Raw genomic sequence first — 15673 nt, forward strand, 5'->3', positions numbered from 1 at the left:
TAGGAAAGGTTGATGAACATGACTGAACTAACACATTTCAACGAGCAAGGAAGAGCCAAAATGGTCGATGTTTCAGAAAAGAACGAAACAGTGCGGACAGCAAAAGCCAAATCGGCTGTTTCGTTGAATAACGACATTTACCAGCAAATTAAAGACGGAACCAATAAAAAAGGAGATGTATTGGCTGTCGCACAAGTGGCGGGGATTATGGCTGCTAAAAATACTGCTCAAGTTATTCCCATGTGCCACCCTCTCTCATTGAGCGGCGTGGATATTGAATTCCAATGGAATGTCGATCAAGGACATAACCATTTCGAAGTGCTTATCTTCGCAACGGTGAAAACCAAAGGGCCGACCGGCGTGGAAATGGAAGCATTAACTGCAGCTTCAGCCGCGGCATTGACGATTTACGATATGTGTAAAGCTGCCGGCAAGGAAATGGTGATCGGGCCGACGCTGCTGCTTGAAAAAACCGGTGGGAAATCAGGTGATTACAGCCGCAGTTGACGATGCTTTCCGAGTTCGAAGACCAGATGATGAATTTCGGGAAGGATTAACCGTTCCATCGCAAGCTTCACTGCACCGCGAGAACCCGGCAGGATAAAAATGGCTTTATCTGCACAGGTCCCTGCCGAGGCGCGGCTGAGAAGCGCTTTTGTACCAATGTCTTGTGAAAAGCTCAAATAGCGGAAAAGTTCTCCGAACCCCGGTAGTTCCTTTTCGAAAAATGGTTCAATGGCTTCAATTGATTGATCGCGTTTGGCAATGCCGGTACCGCCTGTACTGATGATGGCATCGATTTCCCCGCGAGCCATCCATGAGACCACAATCCCGTGTATATCCTTTACTTCATCTTTCACGATCCGATAATCGACGACATCGATGCCTGCCTGCTGCGCTAAGCTCTTCACTAATGCTCCCCCAGTATCCGACTCTTCCGTCCGGGTGTCGCTAACAGTTAAAACGGCAATTCGGATCTTTCTCCTCATCACAAACGACTCTGACATTACACCCCGTCCCTTCTTCCATCATCCGAATAATTGATGATAAAACTTCCGACCCTCCGCGATGCTGCCAATGCCGTGGATCAATAAGCGCCCGTCAGCAAACAAGACAGCCCTTTTGCCAAAAACCTTTAGTTCGACAAAATAAGGCGTACGCCTGGTCTGGGCATCAAGACGCTGCCCGATGGATTCCGCATCTGCCAATCCCACACGGCGTTTTGGGTCGGGCAGTACCTGGACTGCCTGTCTTCCGCACAGGACAGCATAAGTGCCGGATTTATCGTTGTGCAGTGCCGGAAATACGGGTTCAGGACCGCAAGTTTCGCAAGCTTCATTCTGTATGCGGGATACGCCGATATCCCATTGCGAATTATCCCATAAATTAAAGTGATGCACTTTTTTCCTCATCGAGTCGCGATTGCTGCTCATCCATTTAAGCGCTTCCGTACATTGGAGCGCTGCAGTGATTTGTACGGCAGTGGGAATGATGCCAGCTGTATCGCAGGTTTCATTGAGCGTGGGCAATACCGGCAGCAAGCATCGGAAACACGCGGTTTCACCTGGGATAAAAGGGAAAACAACTCCAGAACTTCCGACACAAGCACCGTAGATCCAAGGAATGTGATGTTTTACTGATACATCGTTGATCAAGAGGCGGGTTTCGAAATTATCGGTGGCATCCATAACCACCATACTGGCATCAGCGATTTTTTCCATCAAAGGCCCGTCAAGATGAGCCAGATACGTATGGAGTTTGAGGTCGCTGCGAATCGCCTTTAACCTGTTCTTTGCCGCCTCGACTTTGGGCATCATGTGTTCTGCATCTTTTTCGGTGAATAATTGCTGTCGTTGAAGGTTGGACAATTCCACATAATCCCGATCGACCAAATGAATTTCGCCGACGCCGGCTCTCGCTAAAGTTTCGGCAATTGCAGAACCCAAGGCGCCACACCCGATGATGCTTACCACTGATTGGTTGAGGGCTTGTTGCCCAGTAATGCCGATCGGTTTAAATAGTTCCTGTCTGGAATAGCGATTGGCCAAAAAGTGGCCCTCCTTTCCTTTACTGGTTCATGGCTTCATTTAGAAGCCGCTTTTCTTGTTGTATTCGGAAGTGATGTCGGTAAAGGTGCCGACGTAGCGGACCACTTCACCGGTATCATCTTTTACCGCACTGATGTTCAGCCACTGTAGGTATTCTTCCCCATTTTTGCGCTTGTTCCAAATTTCGCCTTGCCACATGTCCTTTTCCTTAATTTCCTTCCACATGTTCCGGTAAAATTCGCTGGTCTGTTTCCCCGATTTCATAATACTTGGATTCTGGCCGATCACTTCTTCTTTTTCAAAGCCCGTTAATTTGCTGAAAGCAGGATTGACTGTACGGATATTCCCTGAAGTGTCGGTGACGAGAATCCCTTGTCCGGTCGAATTAAACACTTCCCCAGCCAATAGCAGTCGGTCTTGATAATACATCCAGACAACCAGCACCAAACTGGCCAAAGCAACCTGGGACAATAACATAAAGCCGATTGAATATTGCCCAGTCAGCGAAAAGATGATAGACAGCATAATCGGAGGGAAGAAACCGCCAAGGCCGCCCATCATCGAAACGATGCCGTTTACGATGCCAGCCTGCTTATTGAAGTAAAAAGGCACTAATTTGAAAATGACCCCATTGCCGATTCCCGCACTCACGGCAATGGCGAGGCTGCCCACTGTATACAAGCCAATGGATGGTGAAAAGGCCAAAACGATAGCCGCCACAGTGTAGATGAAGAAAGTCCCTATTAGCAGCAATAAGGGTTGAAGTCGGTCTCCGAGCCAGCCGCCGACCGGGCGCAGGAAGGTGGCGACCGCGATAAAGCCTGCTGTCCGCATCCCGGCATCCACTTTTTCCAGCCCGAAATTATTCACCAGGAAATTCGGCAAATAAATGGTGAACGCAACAAAAGATCCGAACGTGATGAAATAAAACAGCGAAAAGAACCATAATTTTTCATTCTTGTATACGCTTTTGATTTGCTCAAGTATAGGGGTCTTCACTTTGGTTTCATGGCGGTCGCCAAAGAAAAAGTTCAGTAATGCAAAAACGATAAGTAGCACAAGGAATAATTTAACAGTAGCGGACCAGCCGATCTGGGTTGCAATCAAAGGCGTTGAAAATGTGGTAATGGCCGTCCCGATATTACCTGCACCATAAATGCCGTTTACAAGACCATGTTTCTCTTTCGGGTAATATTTCGGCAATGACGTAACCCCGACAGAAAACACCGCTCCGCCTATCCCCAGGAACAAGCCCCCGATAATCAAATCTGTAAAAGAAGAAGCTTCACTGATATAGAATACCGGAAACAATAACAGGATAAAGCTAATCAAAAATATAATTCGTGCCCCAAACATATTGGCGTAATACCCCATGGGAATCCGAAGTATGGAACCAAGCACCACAGGGACAGCGGTCACCATGGCCAATCGTTCAGGCGGGATCGTAATGTCCTCGCTGATGAAGGGGATTAACGAGGAGATAATCACCCATACCATAAATCCTACTACCAAGTTCATGGTTTGAAGCGGCAACTGCACTTTCTTAATCATTCATATCACCTTTTCCGCAAAATTTTTCTTTACGAGTGTTGATGTCGATTCCCTGCCTTAATTGTAGCTCTAATGGAAGTGCATATTAATAAGGGAGTCCCCTTACCATCTAGGGAGAAACCCTAAAAAGTGATGGCAAGCAGCCCGTTAAAAGGAATGACCAACTCCTCTACAGCTTTCGGCCCCGAGGATTGAGCTCAAGGCAAAAAAAAATAACCGCTCTCCACTGGAGGCGGTTATTGTTTATGTAATCAATGTATTCATTTTTGCGTAAAGTTCATCTTGATCTACGGCTTTCATCAATTTTTCAGCCATCGGGAACAACACGGTTTCCTCTTTAACAAAATGAATGGTCAGCACTTCAAAGGCTTCCCCTGCGTCTTTTGCGACCGCTTGCATATCCTCCAGGCTCATGATATCGATATTGCCCCGGGTATGATGAAAAAAATGTCCGATATAGCCATCGATTTCCTGATGTTCTTCCTGAATCCCCATGAGCGGCCCTTGTTCAAAACCGATGTAGGTGCCGAGAACCGGAAAGAAATGTTCTTCTTCTTTATCTGTATGATTCTTTAACGGTTCCACAAATTCATAAAGTTTTTGGCGCAGCGTCTTTAACCGTTCACGGCCCTTTTCCAAACTCATGTCCTTTTCTTCGAATTCCCGCACAATGGCATGCCAGTCTTCCATCAAGTAAGATAAATAACGGTGTTCATTTTCGAGCAGCCGCATTCCAGGCTCTGTAAATCGCAATTCTGTTGGTTTTGCCATGCTTGCCCCTCCCAAAGTGTCAAAAGTTCAAAAGTTTTTTCTTCAAAGCGAATTCCACCAATTCAGGGCGGCTCTTCAAATGGAGTTTCTCCATGATTTTCGCTTTATGGGCTTCCACTGTTTTCACTGAAATGAATAGCTTCTGAGCAATTTCTTTATTGCCGTACCCCTTGGCGATCAAGGGCAGGACTTCGATTTCACGTTTGGATAAAAGTTCAAATGGGTCTGTTTGCTTGGCAGCGGAATCCTTATTGACAAATTCCCTCACCAGAGATGTCGCCATCTTTGGATGGATATAAGTTCCCCCGCTGTGTATCGTCCGGATGGCGAGCAATAATTCCTCGTCTGGTGCATTTTTCAACATATAACCAGAGGCCCCATTTTTCAATACATGGAACAAATACTCTTCATCGTCATGCATCGTCAAAATCAATATCTTGGTCTCCGGAAAATCTTCTTTGATTTTCCCGGTTGCGATCAATCCGCTTTCCCCCGGCGGCATGCTCAAATCCAGCAATAAAATATCCGGTTGGTGTTTGGCCACCATTTGATAGGCTTCGACGCCATCAGCGGCAAGCCCGATGACTTCCATGTCTTCCTGGAAATTCAAAATCATTGAGAATCCACTTCTTACGATTGCGTGATCATCAGCTATGACAATTTTCATCGTGTCTCCCCAGCCTTTCCGATAGGAACGAGCAAGTGCACGGTCGTTCCTTTTCCTGGTTCTGAGAAAATATCAACCCTGCCGCCCACAAGGTCTGCGCGTTCTTTCATCCCATACAAGCCCAGGCCCGTTCCGCGCGGGTTTTCACCTTGTTTGAAACCGACTCCATGATCTTTCACAATCAATTGGAGAAAATCATCCTTCTTGAATAGCGAAACCTTCAATTCCTCCACGAAAGCGTATTTAATCGAATTCAATACCGCTTCCTGGCACACCCGATAGAAAACCGTTTCAATTTCGTTTCCATAGCGTTTTTTATGGATATCTGCCTTGAATTCGACCGTGATGCCATAACTTTCTTCGATTCGTTTGAAATGCGAGCGAAAAGCGGCCTCAAGACCGAAGTCATCGAGTGCAGCAGGGCGCAGTTCGACTGATAAGTTACGGATGTCATCCAAAAGCCGTGTCAAAGTTACTTTGGTATCTTCCGTTTTCTCCAGTATTTCTTGGCCGCCCTTCATATACTTAAGTGCACGCAATTCAATCACTGCACTCAGCAATTCCTGGGCGACACTGTCATGCAACTCGCGGGAAATCCGTTTCCGTTCATTTTCTTGAGCTTCAATGACATGTTTCATCATCGTATTTTGATGCAATTGTTTTTGGGTTTTAAATTGGACGCTTAAATCGCGCAACATGAAAACGCGTATGCCGTTTTCCGGGTCGATGCTGTGAAAGGTTGCCGCATATGGTACAACCCCTTTATCTTTGGTTTCCAAAAACACTTGAAAAGACGAAAAATCTTCTGGTTGTGTGCTGCTCAGGTAACAGTTTATGCAGGTCTGGATTTCTGTCGAGCTCGTGTACCCTCTGCAAGCCCGGCAAATTGCAAGTTCGGCTCCCTTCTGGAGCTGTTCTAAGACGGTCGCATCTATGATTTTTTCTGCAGCAGGATTAAGGGAAAGGATTTTGCCTTCGCGGTCGAAGAAGAAAATAGCTTCCGTGCTATTCGTAAACATTTTCAACATCAATTCAAGTCGGAGATCTTTATTCGCCGGCATCAATTCAGCATCAATTCCTTTCCGTCCAGATTCCCGATCCCTTTGGCCGCTGTCTGAATTAAGATTTGAAGCTTTTCATCCGACATTCTATCAGCTTCCCGATAGCCGCCCAATAATACGCCAGCAACCCTGCCATTATGCCAGATCGGCACAGCGCCCATGCTTCTGAGATTCTCGAATACCAGAATTGGATAGTTAAACAGATCTTCACGTTGCTCGAATTCACTGCGGTTTTTAATCATTAAAGGTTTCCCGGTTTTGAAAACCGTTCCCGCAATGCCTTTTCCGGAATGGAGCACCACTTTTTTGATCCGATTGCTTAAATTTCCGGATGTATATTTCCATTTCAAGACGTACTGATTTTCCGCTGGCTCGACAAGTGCAATGGCAACAAAGTCAAAATTATGTTCTACCTGAAACTGTTGTAGTTGGGTTTCATGGTCGGCATTGTTTTTCATCATTCAATCTCCTAGTTAAAAAGAAAAAGAGGATTTCTCCTCTCTTTCAATTTGTTGGTTTATGTCTTCTGTATAGAATATAACTTCTACCCACATAATTCAACGGGACACTCCAAACATGCACAAGGCGGGTAAACGGCCAGAAAGCGAAAATGGCAAATCCGGTAAGGACATGGATTTGGAAAGACAAAGGCACTGCGGTCATCAATGCTGGATTTGGATTCAAGAAGAACAAACCGCGGAACCAGACGGAAATGGTCGTGCGGTAATCAAAATCAGGCTGTACTGCATTGGTGACGACTGTGGCATACATTCCCATAATAACGATAAAAAGCAGCAAGGTATTGACGGCGAGGTCGGAAAATGAGCTCAGTTGGCGCACGCTTTTCTTGGAAAAGCGGCGAAACGTCAGCAAGAACATGCCCACTAAAGTGACGAAGCCGAAAAAGCCGCCGATATAAATGGCCCCGATATGGTAGAGATGGTCGTTAACTCCCACTGCTTGCATCCATGACTTGGGGACCGCCAAGCCACCGATGTGACCGAAAATTACCGGAATGATGCCCAGGTGGAACAATAAGCTGCCGATCATCAATTGTTTCTTTTCGATAAACTCACTCGATTTTGCCGTCCAGCTGAATTTGTCGACCCGGTAACGGTAAATATGGCCGAAAATGAAGACAGCTATACATAAATAAGGAAAAATCACCCACAAGACTTGGTTAAGTGCATTCATGCTTGGACCTCCTGCTCGATACAGGCTTTGAAGGTTTCCCGTAAGCCTTTCACCAAATGGAAATATGGACTTTCATGTTTTTTCAATGATTGCAGCAAGTGGAAGGTGCCATCTTCGAGAACGGCAATCAGCATGCTGAAGCTTTGTTCAGAGCGTGGATCCCCCAACCATTCTGCAGCGTAAAGAAATTCGCACATGAGCGGCAAGAAATCCGACAGCTCGGATTCGGGCATCTCCAGCCCGAACATTTCATAAAGAACTTTCAGTTTTGCCAGCATCTGCCCGCGTTCTTTGGCATCCTCAAATTTGAAATACGTCATGAACAGCGTGCAGTCTTTTTGGAAGTCGAAGGTATCGGTATACATTTCCTGTATTTCATCCAAGCTATAATCGTGCATCAAGCCCCAATAATTTTGGACATGGCAGTAAGCCGGATGGTCGCTTGCAAACGATTCTTCGATCATCGATGGATGAAAATCCAATTTCTCGGGATAAGTGAGATGATGGGTAAAGAAACCGAAAGATTCTTTGTAATGGTATAACCGCTCCAGATTAATCACGCCAAATCCCCCCGTAGAAGTTCTCTTCATAAATTTCTTTTCCGGATTTCGTCGCAGTGCCGGTAGGGCTTGGGCTTGCTGGCCCACAACCATCGCATGCTCCGCCTGACTCGGTTCCCCAACCGCCCATGCCGCCGCTGTCATAGCCTTCCATTCCTTGTGCGCGGTAGGGATTGACGCGCCCTTCCCGGTGGGTGCTTGGAATGACAAACCGATCTTCATATTTTGCAATGGCAAGTAACCGGTACATCTGCTCAGTTTGATGCGGTGTCATGCCGACACGTTCTAGTCGGCTATTATCGAACTCTTTCCCTGAAGACAAAGCACGCATATAAGAGCGCATCATCGCCATTCGTTGAAGTGATTTTTTTACCGTTTCCGTGTCTCCGGCAGTCAACATATTCGCTAGGTACTGAATCGGTGTCCGCATTTCTTCGATTGCCGGGAAAATCATATCCGGATTTTTAATCGAATCTTTCCCTTCAAAATAATTCATGATCGGGCTGAGGGGCGGGACATACCAGACCATCGGCAATGTGCGGTATTCCGGGTGAAGCGGGAACGCTAATTGATGCTCGATCGCCAGTTTATAAACAGGCGAATTTTGTGCAGCTTCAATCCAATCCTCCGATATTCCGTCTTTTTTAGCTTGGGCGATCATTTCGGGATCGAATGGGTCGATGAATAAATCACATTGCGCTTTGTACAGATCTTTTTCATCGGGCGTGGAAGCCACTTCCAGGACACGATCGGCATCGTACAGGAGAACGCCCAAGTAACGAATGCGCCCTGTACATGTTTCTGAACAGACTGTCGGCAAGCCGGATTCAATCCGCGGGAAACAGAATGTACATTTCTCTGCTTTATTGGTCTGCCAGTTGAAGTAGACTTTTTTATATGGGCAGCCGGTCATGCAATACCGCCAGCCGCGGCATGCTTCCTGGTCCACGAGAACGATGCCGTCTTCTTCTCTTTTGTAGATGGCTCCTGAAGGGCAAGAGGCCACACAGCTCGGATTTAAGCAATGTTCACACAAGCGCGGCAAGTAGATCATGAATGATTTTTCGAAATTGAATTTAATCTCTTCTTCGATTTTTTGGATATTGGGGTCGAGCGGGCCGGTAATATGGGCACCAGCTAAATCGTCTTCCCAGTTCGGTCCCCAATCGAGATCCATCTTTTCACCGGTAATGGCCGAATGAGCCCGGGCGACCGGTGAATGTTCCGATTCCCCGGCATTGGTCAAATGCTCGTAATTATAGGTCCACGGCTCATAATAATCTTTCATTTCAGGCATATCCGGATTGTAGAAAATCTTCCCAAGCGCCACTTTCGAAAGTTTGTTTCCTGATTTCAGCTCGAGTTTGCCTTTTCGGAGCTGCCATCCCCCTTTATAGAGTTCCTGGTCTTCCCAGCGCTTTGGATAGCCGATGCCTGGCTTGGTTTCCACATTATTGAACCACATGTATTCCGCGCCTTTTCGGTTCGTCCAAGTCGTTTTGCATGTCACGCTGCACGTATGGCAGCCGATGCATTTGTCCAGATTCATTACCATTGCTACTTGCGCTTTAATTTTCAAGCCAATTGACCTCCTTCATTTTCCGCACAGCTACATAAACATCCCGCTGGTTGCCGATCGGTCCGTAATAATTGAAGCCATAGCTGAGTTGGGCGTATCCCCCAACCATCTGCGTCGGTTTCATATGGATTCGTGTAGGGGCGTTATGGCTGCCCCCGCGAGTGTCGGTAATCTCGGAGCCGGGTACGTTGATATGCTTGTCTTGGGCGTGATACATGAACATCGTGCCCCTCGGCATGCGATGGCTGACGACCGCACGGGCAGTGACGACACCGTTACGGTTGTAAACTTCCAGCCAATCGTTGTCATTGATGTCATGGGCGGCAGCATCTTCGTTATTGATCCACACCGTTGGGCCGCCACGGAATAAAGTCAACATGTGCTGGTTGTCCTGGTAAGTGGAGTGGATATTCCATTTGCCATGAGGCGTTAAATAGCGCAGTACGAGCGAGTCTACCCCGCCTTTAATTTTTTGGTCATTGTTGCCAAACACCATTGGCGGCAATGTTGGTTTATAGATGGGCAGTGCTTCACCATATTGCTGGAAAATCTCATGGTCAATATAGAAATGCTGTCTGCCGGTCAATGTCCGGAAAGGTACGAGCCTTTCAATATTGGTGGTGAACGGTGAATACCGTCGGCCCATTTTATTGGACCCGCTGAATACCGGTGTCGGAATGACTTCCCTCGGCTGGACAGTGATGCTTTGGAACGTGATTTTTTCAGCTGCCCGGTCGGCAGAGATATCTTTTAATTCGACACCTGTATCTTTTTCCGCTTCCGCATAAGCTTTCTGGGAAACCCTTCCATTGGTAGCAGATGACAAGTTGAGCATGGCGTCCGCTACCTGTCGGGCCGTTTGGATTTTTGGCAAGCCATTTTTGATGGACTCATCGAAAAACGTGCCATTGATGTGTTTCAGCTCTTCGTATTCATCGGCAACCGAGAAGCTCACGCCGTGCGCTCCGGTCTTCCCGACCACCAAGTTAGGCCCGAGAGAAATGTATTTGTCATGGATTTTTGTATAATCCCGCTCGACTATGCTGAAGTTTGGCATGGTTTTGCCGGGCTCAGCGTCGATTTCCCCTTTCGTCCAGTCTTTCACGACACCCATCGGCTGGGAAATCTCGCTTTTTGTGTCATGTGCCAGCGGTGTCGTGACGACGTCTTTGTAGACACCAGGCAAATGGGTTTTTGCCATCTCCGAAAACTTCTCGGCGAGCTTGCTATAGATATCCCAATCAGATCGTGATTCCCATAGCGGGTTAACTGCCGGGTTGAACGGGTGAACGAATGGATGCATATCCGTTGATGACAAGTCGGTTTTTTCATACCATGTAGCAGCCGGCAACACAATATCTGCATAAAGCGGCGTCGACGTCATGCGGAAATCCAGAGCCACCATAAGGTCGAGTTTCCCTTCCACGTCTTCACGCCAAACGATTTCTTCGGGTTTTTCCTCGACATTCGGTTCCGCGAGCAAACCGTCTGAAGCTCCGAGTAAATGCTTCATGAAATATTCCTGGCCTTTTGCCGAGCTGGAGATCAGGTTTGAACGCCAAATGAACAGTGAACGGGGAAAGTTTTCCGGCGCGCCCGGGTCTTCTACAGAAAACTTGGTTTCCCTGGAAGTGACTTGTTCGACTGCATGGTCAATGATTTCTTTATTAGACTTCTTGCCTTGTTCTGCTGCTTCTTCTGCGAACAGCAAACTGTTTTTTTCAAACTGCGGATACGACGGCAACCAGCCGAGGCGCGCTGCGAGAACATTGTAATCAGCGGGATGCTGATAGCTGACCTCTCCGCTGAGTGCAGACTTCAAGCTGTCAGTGCCGCTTTCTTCATATCTCCATTGTTCAGTCGCAAAATAGAAGAAAGATGTGGCATTCTGCAGCCTTGCAGGACCTTGCCAATCTTTTGCAAAAGCGATAGTGGACCAGCCTTCGATCGGCCGGCATTTTTCCTGTCCGACATAATGCGCCCAGCCGCCTCCATTGACACCTTGCGAGGCTGTCAGGACTACGAGGTTCAAAATGGCACGATAGATCGTATCGCTGTTGAACCAGTGGTTAATCCCGGCACCCATGATAATCATTGAACGGCCATCTGTATCCAGTGAGTTTTGCGCAAATTCACGCGCTATCTGTATCACTACGGAAGCTTTGACAGAAGTGATTTTTTCCTGCCATGCAGGTGTGTAATGAGACTCTTCGTCGTAATAATCTTTAGCGTTCAACGGGCTGTCAACACGAGCCACACCGTATTGGCTCATCATCAAGTCATATACAGTGGAAGCATAGCGTTCTGTTCCATCCGCCAATTTCACTTTTTTAGCTGGAATTGTCCGTTTGAATACGCCATTTCCTGCATTGTCGAAATAAGGGAAGGCAATTTCGACCCATTCTTCCTGATGTCCTTCTACAGACAAGGCAGGTTCCACGCGAGTGCCATCTTCATTTTCCAAAATCAAATTCCATTTTTTATCTTCTTCCCAGCGTTGGCCCATCGTGCCGTTCGGTACCATCAGACGATCCGCCGCTTCGTCAAAAATGACCGGTTTCCACTCTGCGTGTTCGGAAACGTCCCCCAAATCGCTTGCCCGGAGGAATCGGCCCCCTTTTAAGGTATCTTCATGAGTATCCAATAAAATCATAAAAGGCATATCAGTGTATTGTTTTGCGTAATTGATGAACATCGGTTCCTGGCGCTTCTGGTAAAACTCGTCCAATATAACGTGAGTCATCGCCTGTGCCAATGCGGCATCAGTTCCTGGATTCGGAGCGAGCCAATTATCTGCGAACTTGACGTTTTCCGCGAAGTCAGGGGCTACAGAGACTACTTTCGTTCCTTTATAGCGTACTTCGGTCATAAAATGAGCGTCGGGCGTCCGTGTCATCGGCACGTTTGACCCCCACATCATCAAGTAACCAGCGTTGTACCAATCAGAAGATTCCGGCACATCCGTCTGTTCGCCCCAGATTTGCGGAGACGCGGGCGGCAAATCTGCGTACCAGTCATAAAAGCTAAGCATCTGTCCGCCGAGCAGCGAGATAAACCGGGCGCCCGATGCATAACTGACCATCGACATCGCTGGAATCGGCGTGAATCCGGCAATTCGGTCTGGCCCATATGTCCGGATGGTATAGATCAATTGTGCAGCGATCAATTCCAGTGCATCTTCCCAGTTAACCCGGACATGTCCGCCTTTGCCACGTGCAGATTTATAGAACTGGGCTTTTTCCGGATCTTCGACGATACTCGCCCATGCTTCGACCGGATTATCATGATTCGCTCGGGCCGCTTTCCACAATCTCCAAAGCCGCCCTCGCATATAAGGATATTTCACACGCAATGGGCTGTATTCATACCATGAGAAAGTAGCGCCCCTCGGACAGCCGCGCGGTTCAAATTCCGGCATATCTGGACCGCAGGAAGGATAGTCGATTTGCTGGTTTTCCCATGTAATGATTCCGTTTTTCACGAAGACTTTCCAGCTGCATGAGCCGGTACAATTGACGCCGTGCGTGGTGCGGACTACTTTATCGTGCGACCATCTTTGACGATACATGTTTTCCCAATCCCGGCTTTTTTCTTCAAGGATTGACCAGCTTCCTGAATAACTTTCAATTGGTTTGAAAAAGTTGAAACCATATTTTTTCTTCATGTGCTTATAACCACTCCTTTTCAGAATGAAAGACATTGCGGGAAACAATTCCATCTCATTCGTATGTCCTTATTATGGATTTCCTGTGTTCAGGTTCCCATTAGGGAAAGTCCTATTGAATGGTTGGAAAACCCTTGTTCACATGAATGCCGGCACAGCCCAAAGCCCTTATCTGGGATATGGCGGGGCACAAGAGCCTGTGCAATGAATCATGATGATTCAAGAGTTCACGTTTATTCTGTCACCTATCCATTATTCATGAGCCTAAAATATCGGCAATTAAAACAAAGAAAGCATCCTTCAACTCGCGAAAAGATGCTTTCTTTGACTGCTTTGTGCTATTGCTCTGCCATTTGACCTCTCTCAATCCGGAGGCTTCGATGGGCTAGTTTTTCCGCATCGCTCTTTCTATGAGTCACGAAAATGACCGGGATCTGCCAACGATCATGGATGCGCAAAAGTTGATGATGGCAACGGTCCCTTGTATCATCGTCCAAGGCTGAAAAGGGTTCATCCAACAACAGGATATCGGGCTTTGCAACCAATGCCCTGGCTAAGGCCACACGCTGCTTTTCACCGCCTGAAATCTGATGCGGATATTTAGCCAGGATTTCTTCGATTCCTAATATGTGAATCAGCTCTTTCAGCATAGGGCTATCCCGTTTTCCCTGCATGCTATAAAAGATATTCTGTTCTGCAGTGAAATGCGGAAACAGGGCATAATCTTGAAACAAGTATCCCACTTTCCGTTTTTGGATCTTTAAAGGTCTTTTACCCTCAGTATAAAATATGCGGCCGTTCAAGGAGATTTCCCCTTGATCTGGCTGTACAATGCCGGCAATACAATTGAGCAGGGTCGTTTTTCCGGAGCCTGAAGGCCCCGTCAGAGCCATGATCTCGTGACCCAGTGTAAAGCTTATGTTCAAATCAAAGTTTTCGAGCCCTTTGCTGAAATCCGCGGCCAACATATCGTTCACTCCCTCCCGAATCGAATGCTGCTCTTTTTCTTCCAATAATTGAGCCAAGAGATTGCAGCCAACCCTACAGAGGTGACGATGACGACCCAAAATGCAGCTTTTTCCATGTTCCCTGCTTCGTAGGCGAAATAGATGGCGAGCGGAATCGTTTCTGTTTGGCCAGGGATATAGCCGGCAATCATCAATGTGGCGCCAAATTCCCCAAGTCCCCTTGCAAAAGATAAGACAAGACCAGCAAAGATGCCTGGCCAGGAAAGCGGGAATGTAATGGTCCTGAATATCCGCCATTCGGACACCCCCATCGTTCGGGCCACATTTTCCCAGCGGGAATCAACTTTTTCGAAAGCTGCCATCGTGCTTTGGTACATCAACGGCAAAGAGACGATAAACGAGGCAATGACAGCTCCCAGCCAGGTAAAGACAATCTGGAGTCCAAACCACTCTTCCAATACAGAACCAAGTGGCCCATTGAGCCCAAATAAATAGATAAGACCGAAACCAATGACAGTTGGGGGCAAGACAAGCGGCAACAGAATTAGCGCTTCCAGCATGCTTTTACCCCAAAAATCACGGTTACCCATAAAGCGCGCCAGAATCAGGCTGGCGAAAAAAACAAAGAATGTGGAAATAGCGGCTACTTGAAGCGACAAAGCAAATGGGGACAAATCATAGGGCATTTTCACGTCTCTCCTTCAACATTCGCAAAGCCATAGTCCTCCAGCAATTGCTGTCCATCCTCACTTAAAAGAAACGATATAAAGTATTCCGCGGCTTGCCGGTTATCGGTTTTTTCAAGTATTCCCGCCGGATAAAAAACCTCCTGGCCGCTCATCGGCACGTCAATCAGTGTTTCTACCTTTTGCGACACTCGCGCATCTGATAAATAGACAAATCCCATTTCGGCATTGCCGCTTTCCACATAACTCAAAACCTGTTTAGCATCTTTTGCGAAAATCAGTTGATCTTCGATTATGTCCCAGAGATCAAGGTCCAACAGGGCGTTTTTTGTAAAAGTTCCAACCGGCACACTAGCTGGCTCTCCAATGGCTATACGCGAAGTCGCGTTTTCCAACGCTTGCCGTAAATCAGTTTCTCCTATCGTTTTTGCTGAAACGAGCACTAAGCGATTTTCAGCGAAATTAACAATAGTATCTTTTGCTACAAAACTTTCCTTCAACAAAAGATTCATATCTTCGGCACTGGCAGATAAAAACACATCAGCAGGCGCCCCCTGTTGGATTTGATTCCGAAGCTTGCCGGAAGATCCGTAATTAAACCTCACGTTGATCTCGGGATGGCGATTGTGAAATTCAGTTTCTATCGCGCTCATGGCGCCAGACAAGCTGCTTGCGGCCGAAACCATGAGTTCTGGCTGATGGTCTGCCGATGTAGCGCTGCACGCTCCCAGCAATACAATAGTCATTAGCAAAATAGCTTTCTTCATAATCAGCCTCTTTCAATAAAGGAAGTAATTTTTTTAGCTAAGAGAAACCCCTCAACATGCCAGGATCAACTCTCTCTAAAAAGCTTAAAATGGATAGGAATGAAAACCTATCAGGGACTTCCCTCTTTCGGTGAGGGAATGCCCCTAGCTCGAAAAA

15 protein-coding genes are annotated in these 15673 nt (G+C 47.1%); 1 reads left to right on the forward strand and 14 read right to left on the reverse strand.

Features of this window, described 5'->3' with window-relative positions; genetic code table 11:
* Nucleotides 1-18 precede the first annotated feature (18 nt).
* Nucleotides 19-507, forward strand: a complete 489-nt coding sequence (gene moaC, locus DP119_RS06565) for a cyclic pyranopterin monophosphate synthase MoaC (RefSeq protein ID WP_112232652.1) — start codon at nt 19-21, stop codon at nt 505-507.
* Here the strand turns inward: moaC and DP119_RS06570 are convergent.
* The 14 genes from DP119_RS06570 to modA all read right to left on the reverse strand — a co-directional run bounded on the left by DP119_RS06570 (nt 492) and on the right by modA (nt 15516).
* A complete protein-coding gene (locus DP119_RS06570) occupies nt 492-1007 on the reverse strand; it encodes a MogA/MoaB family molybdenum cofactor biosynthesis protein (RefSeq protein ID WP_112232058.1) in 516 nt (171 codons plus the stop codon). The genes moaC and DP119_RS06570 overlap by 16 nt on opposite strands.
* A 21-nt stretch (nt 1008-1028) precedes the next feature.
* Nucleotides 1029-2048, reverse strand: a complete 1020-nt coding sequence (locus DP119_RS06575; protein WP_112232060.1) for a ThiF family adenylyltransferase — start codon at nt 2046-2048, stop codon at nt 1029-1031.
* A 39-nt stretch (nt 2049-2087) separates the two neighbouring features.
* On the reverse strand, nt 2088-3599 hold the full coding sequence (locus tag DP119_RS06580; RefSeq protein WP_112232062.1) for a nitrate/nitrite transporter: 1512 nt from the start codon (nt 3597-3599) through the stop codon (nt 2088-2090).
* Between the two features lie 243 nt (nt 3600-3842).
* The gene (locus DP119_RS06585) at nt 3843-4370 is read right to left on the reverse strand and encodes a hemerythrin domain-containing protein (protein WP_112232064.1); all 528 of its coding nucleotides are present in this window, start codon (nt 4368-4370) and stop codon (nt 3843-3845) included.
* A gap of 19 nt (nt 4371-4389) precedes the next feature.
* Complete coding sequence (locus DP119_RS06590) at nt 4390-5037, reverse strand: response regulator transcription factor (protein WP_112232066.1); 648 nt, start codon at nt 5035-5037, stop codon at nt 4390-4392.
* On the reverse strand, nt 5034-6065 hold the full coding sequence (locus DP119_RS06595) for a PAS domain-containing sensor histidine kinase (RefSeq protein ID WP_112232654.1): 1032 nt from the start codon (nt 6063-6065) through the stop codon (nt 5034-5036). Before DP119_RS06595 ends, DP119_RS06590 begins: the two co-directional genes overlap by 4 nt.
* A gap of 32 nt (nt 6066-6097) precedes the next feature.
* Complete coding sequence (locus tag DP119_RS06600) at nt 6098-6559, reverse strand: GAF domain-containing protein (protein ID WP_338066445.1); 462 nt, start codon at nt 6557-6559, stop codon at nt 6098-6100.
* Between the two features lie 43 nt (nt 6560-6602).
* The gene (gene narI, locus DP119_RS06605) at nt 6603-7292 is read right to left on the reverse strand and encodes a respiratory nitrate reductase subunit gamma (RefSeq protein WP_112232070.1); all 690 of its coding nucleotides are present in this window, start codon (nt 7290-7292) and stop codon (nt 6603-6605) included.
* The gene (gene narJ, locus DP119_RS06610) at nt 7289-7852 is read right to left on the reverse strand and encodes a nitrate reductase molybdenum cofactor assembly chaperone (protein ID WP_112232072.1); all 564 of its coding nucleotides are present in this window, start codon (nt 7850-7852) and stop codon (nt 7289-7291) included. The genes narI and narJ overlap by 4 nt, the downstream gene beginning before the upstream one ends.
* The gene (gene narH / locus DP119_RS06615; RefSeq protein ID WP_112232074.1) at nt 7845-9431 is read right to left on the reverse strand and encodes a nitrate reductase subunit beta; all 1587 of its coding nucleotides are present in this window, start codon (nt 9429-9431) and stop codon (nt 7845-7847) included. The genes narJ and narH overlap by 8 nt, the downstream gene beginning before the upstream one ends.
* Nucleotides 9421-13095 carry a nitrate reductase subunit alpha gene (locus DP119_RS06620; protein ID WP_112232076.1) on the reverse strand — a complete coding sequence of 1225 codons (3675 nt, stop codon included), beginning with the start codon at nt 13093-13095 and terminating at the stop codon, nt 9421-9423. The genes narH and DP119_RS06620 overlap by 11 nt, the downstream gene beginning before the upstream one ends.
* A gap of 338 nt (nt 13096-13433) precedes the next feature.
* Nucleotides 13434-14063, reverse strand: a complete 630-nt coding sequence (locus DP119_RS06625) for an ATP-binding cassette domain-containing protein (RefSeq protein WP_112232078.1) — start codon at nt 14061-14063, stop codon at nt 13434-13436.
* Nucleotides 14064-14068: 5 nt separating this feature from the next.
* A complete protein-coding gene (modB, locus tag DP119_RS06630; RefSeq protein WP_112232080.1) occupies nt 14069-14749 on the reverse strand; it encodes a molybdate ABC transporter permease subunit in 681 nt (226 codons plus the stop codon).
* 2 nt (nt 14750-14751) lie between these two features.
* Nucleotides 14752-15516, reverse strand: a complete 765-nt coding sequence (modA, locus tag DP119_RS06635; protein WP_112232082.1) for a molybdate ABC transporter substrate-binding protein — start codon at nt 15514-15516, stop codon at nt 14752-14754.
* Nucleotides 15517-15673 lie beyond the last annotated feature (157 nt).

This window comes from Planococcus maitriensis (genome assembly GCF_003289925.1).
Lineage (GTDB): Bacteria > Bacillota > Bacilli > Bacillales_A > Planococcaceae > Planococcus > Planococcus maitriensis.

What these genes read in the sequence shown, in the direction of transcription:
- moaC (WP_112232652.1), top strand. Translation starts at nt 19, where the DNA reads ATGACTGAACTAACACATTTCAACGAGCAAGGAAGAGCCAAAATGGTC.
- DP119_RS06570 (WP_112232058.1), bottom strand. Translation starts at nt 1,007, where the DNA reads ATGTCAGAGTCGTTTGTGATGAGGAGAAAGATCCGAATTGCCGTTTTA.
- DP119_RS06580 (WP_112232062.1), bottom strand. Translation starts at nt 3,599, where the DNA reads ATGATTAAGAAAGTGCAGTTGCCGCTTCAAACCATGAACTTGGTAGTA.
- DP119_RS06585 (WP_112232064.1), bottom strand. Translation starts at nt 4,370, where the DNA reads ATGGCAAAACCAACAGAATTGCGATTTACAGAGCCTGGAATGCGGCTG.
- DP119_RS06590 (WP_112232066.1), bottom strand. Translation starts at nt 5,037, where the DNA reads ATGAAAATTGTCATAGCTGATGATCACGCAATCGTAAGAAGTGGATTC.
- DP119_RS06595 (WP_112232654.1), bottom strand. Translation starts at nt 6,065, where the DNA reads ATGTTGAAAATGTTTACGAATAGCACGGAAGCTATTTTCTTCTTCGAC.
- DP119_RS06600 (WP_338066445.1), bottom strand. Translation starts at nt 6,559, where the DNA reads ATGATGAAAAACAATGCCGACCATGAAACCCAACTACAACAGTTTCAG.
- narI (WP_112232070.1), bottom strand. Translation starts at nt 7,292, where the DNA reads ATGAATGCACTTAACCAAGTCTTGTGGGTGATTTTTCCTTATTTATGT.
- DP119_RS06620 (WP_112232076.1), bottom strand. Translation starts at nt 13,095, where the DNA reads ATGAAGAAAAAATATGGTTTCAACTTTTTCAAACCAATTGAAAGTTAT.
- DP119_RS06625 (WP_112232078.1), bottom strand. Translation starts at nt 14,063, where the DNA reads ATGTTGGCCGCGGATTTCAGCAAAGGGCTCGAAAACTTTGATTTGAAC.
- modB (WP_112232080.1), bottom strand. Translation starts at nt 14,749, where the DNA reads ATGCCCTATGATTTGTCCCCATTTGCTTTGTCGCTTCAAGTAGCCGCT.
- modA (WP_112232082.1), bottom strand. Translation starts at nt 15,516, where the DNA reads ATGAAGAAAGCTATTTTGCTAATGACTATTGTATTGCTGGGAGCGTGC.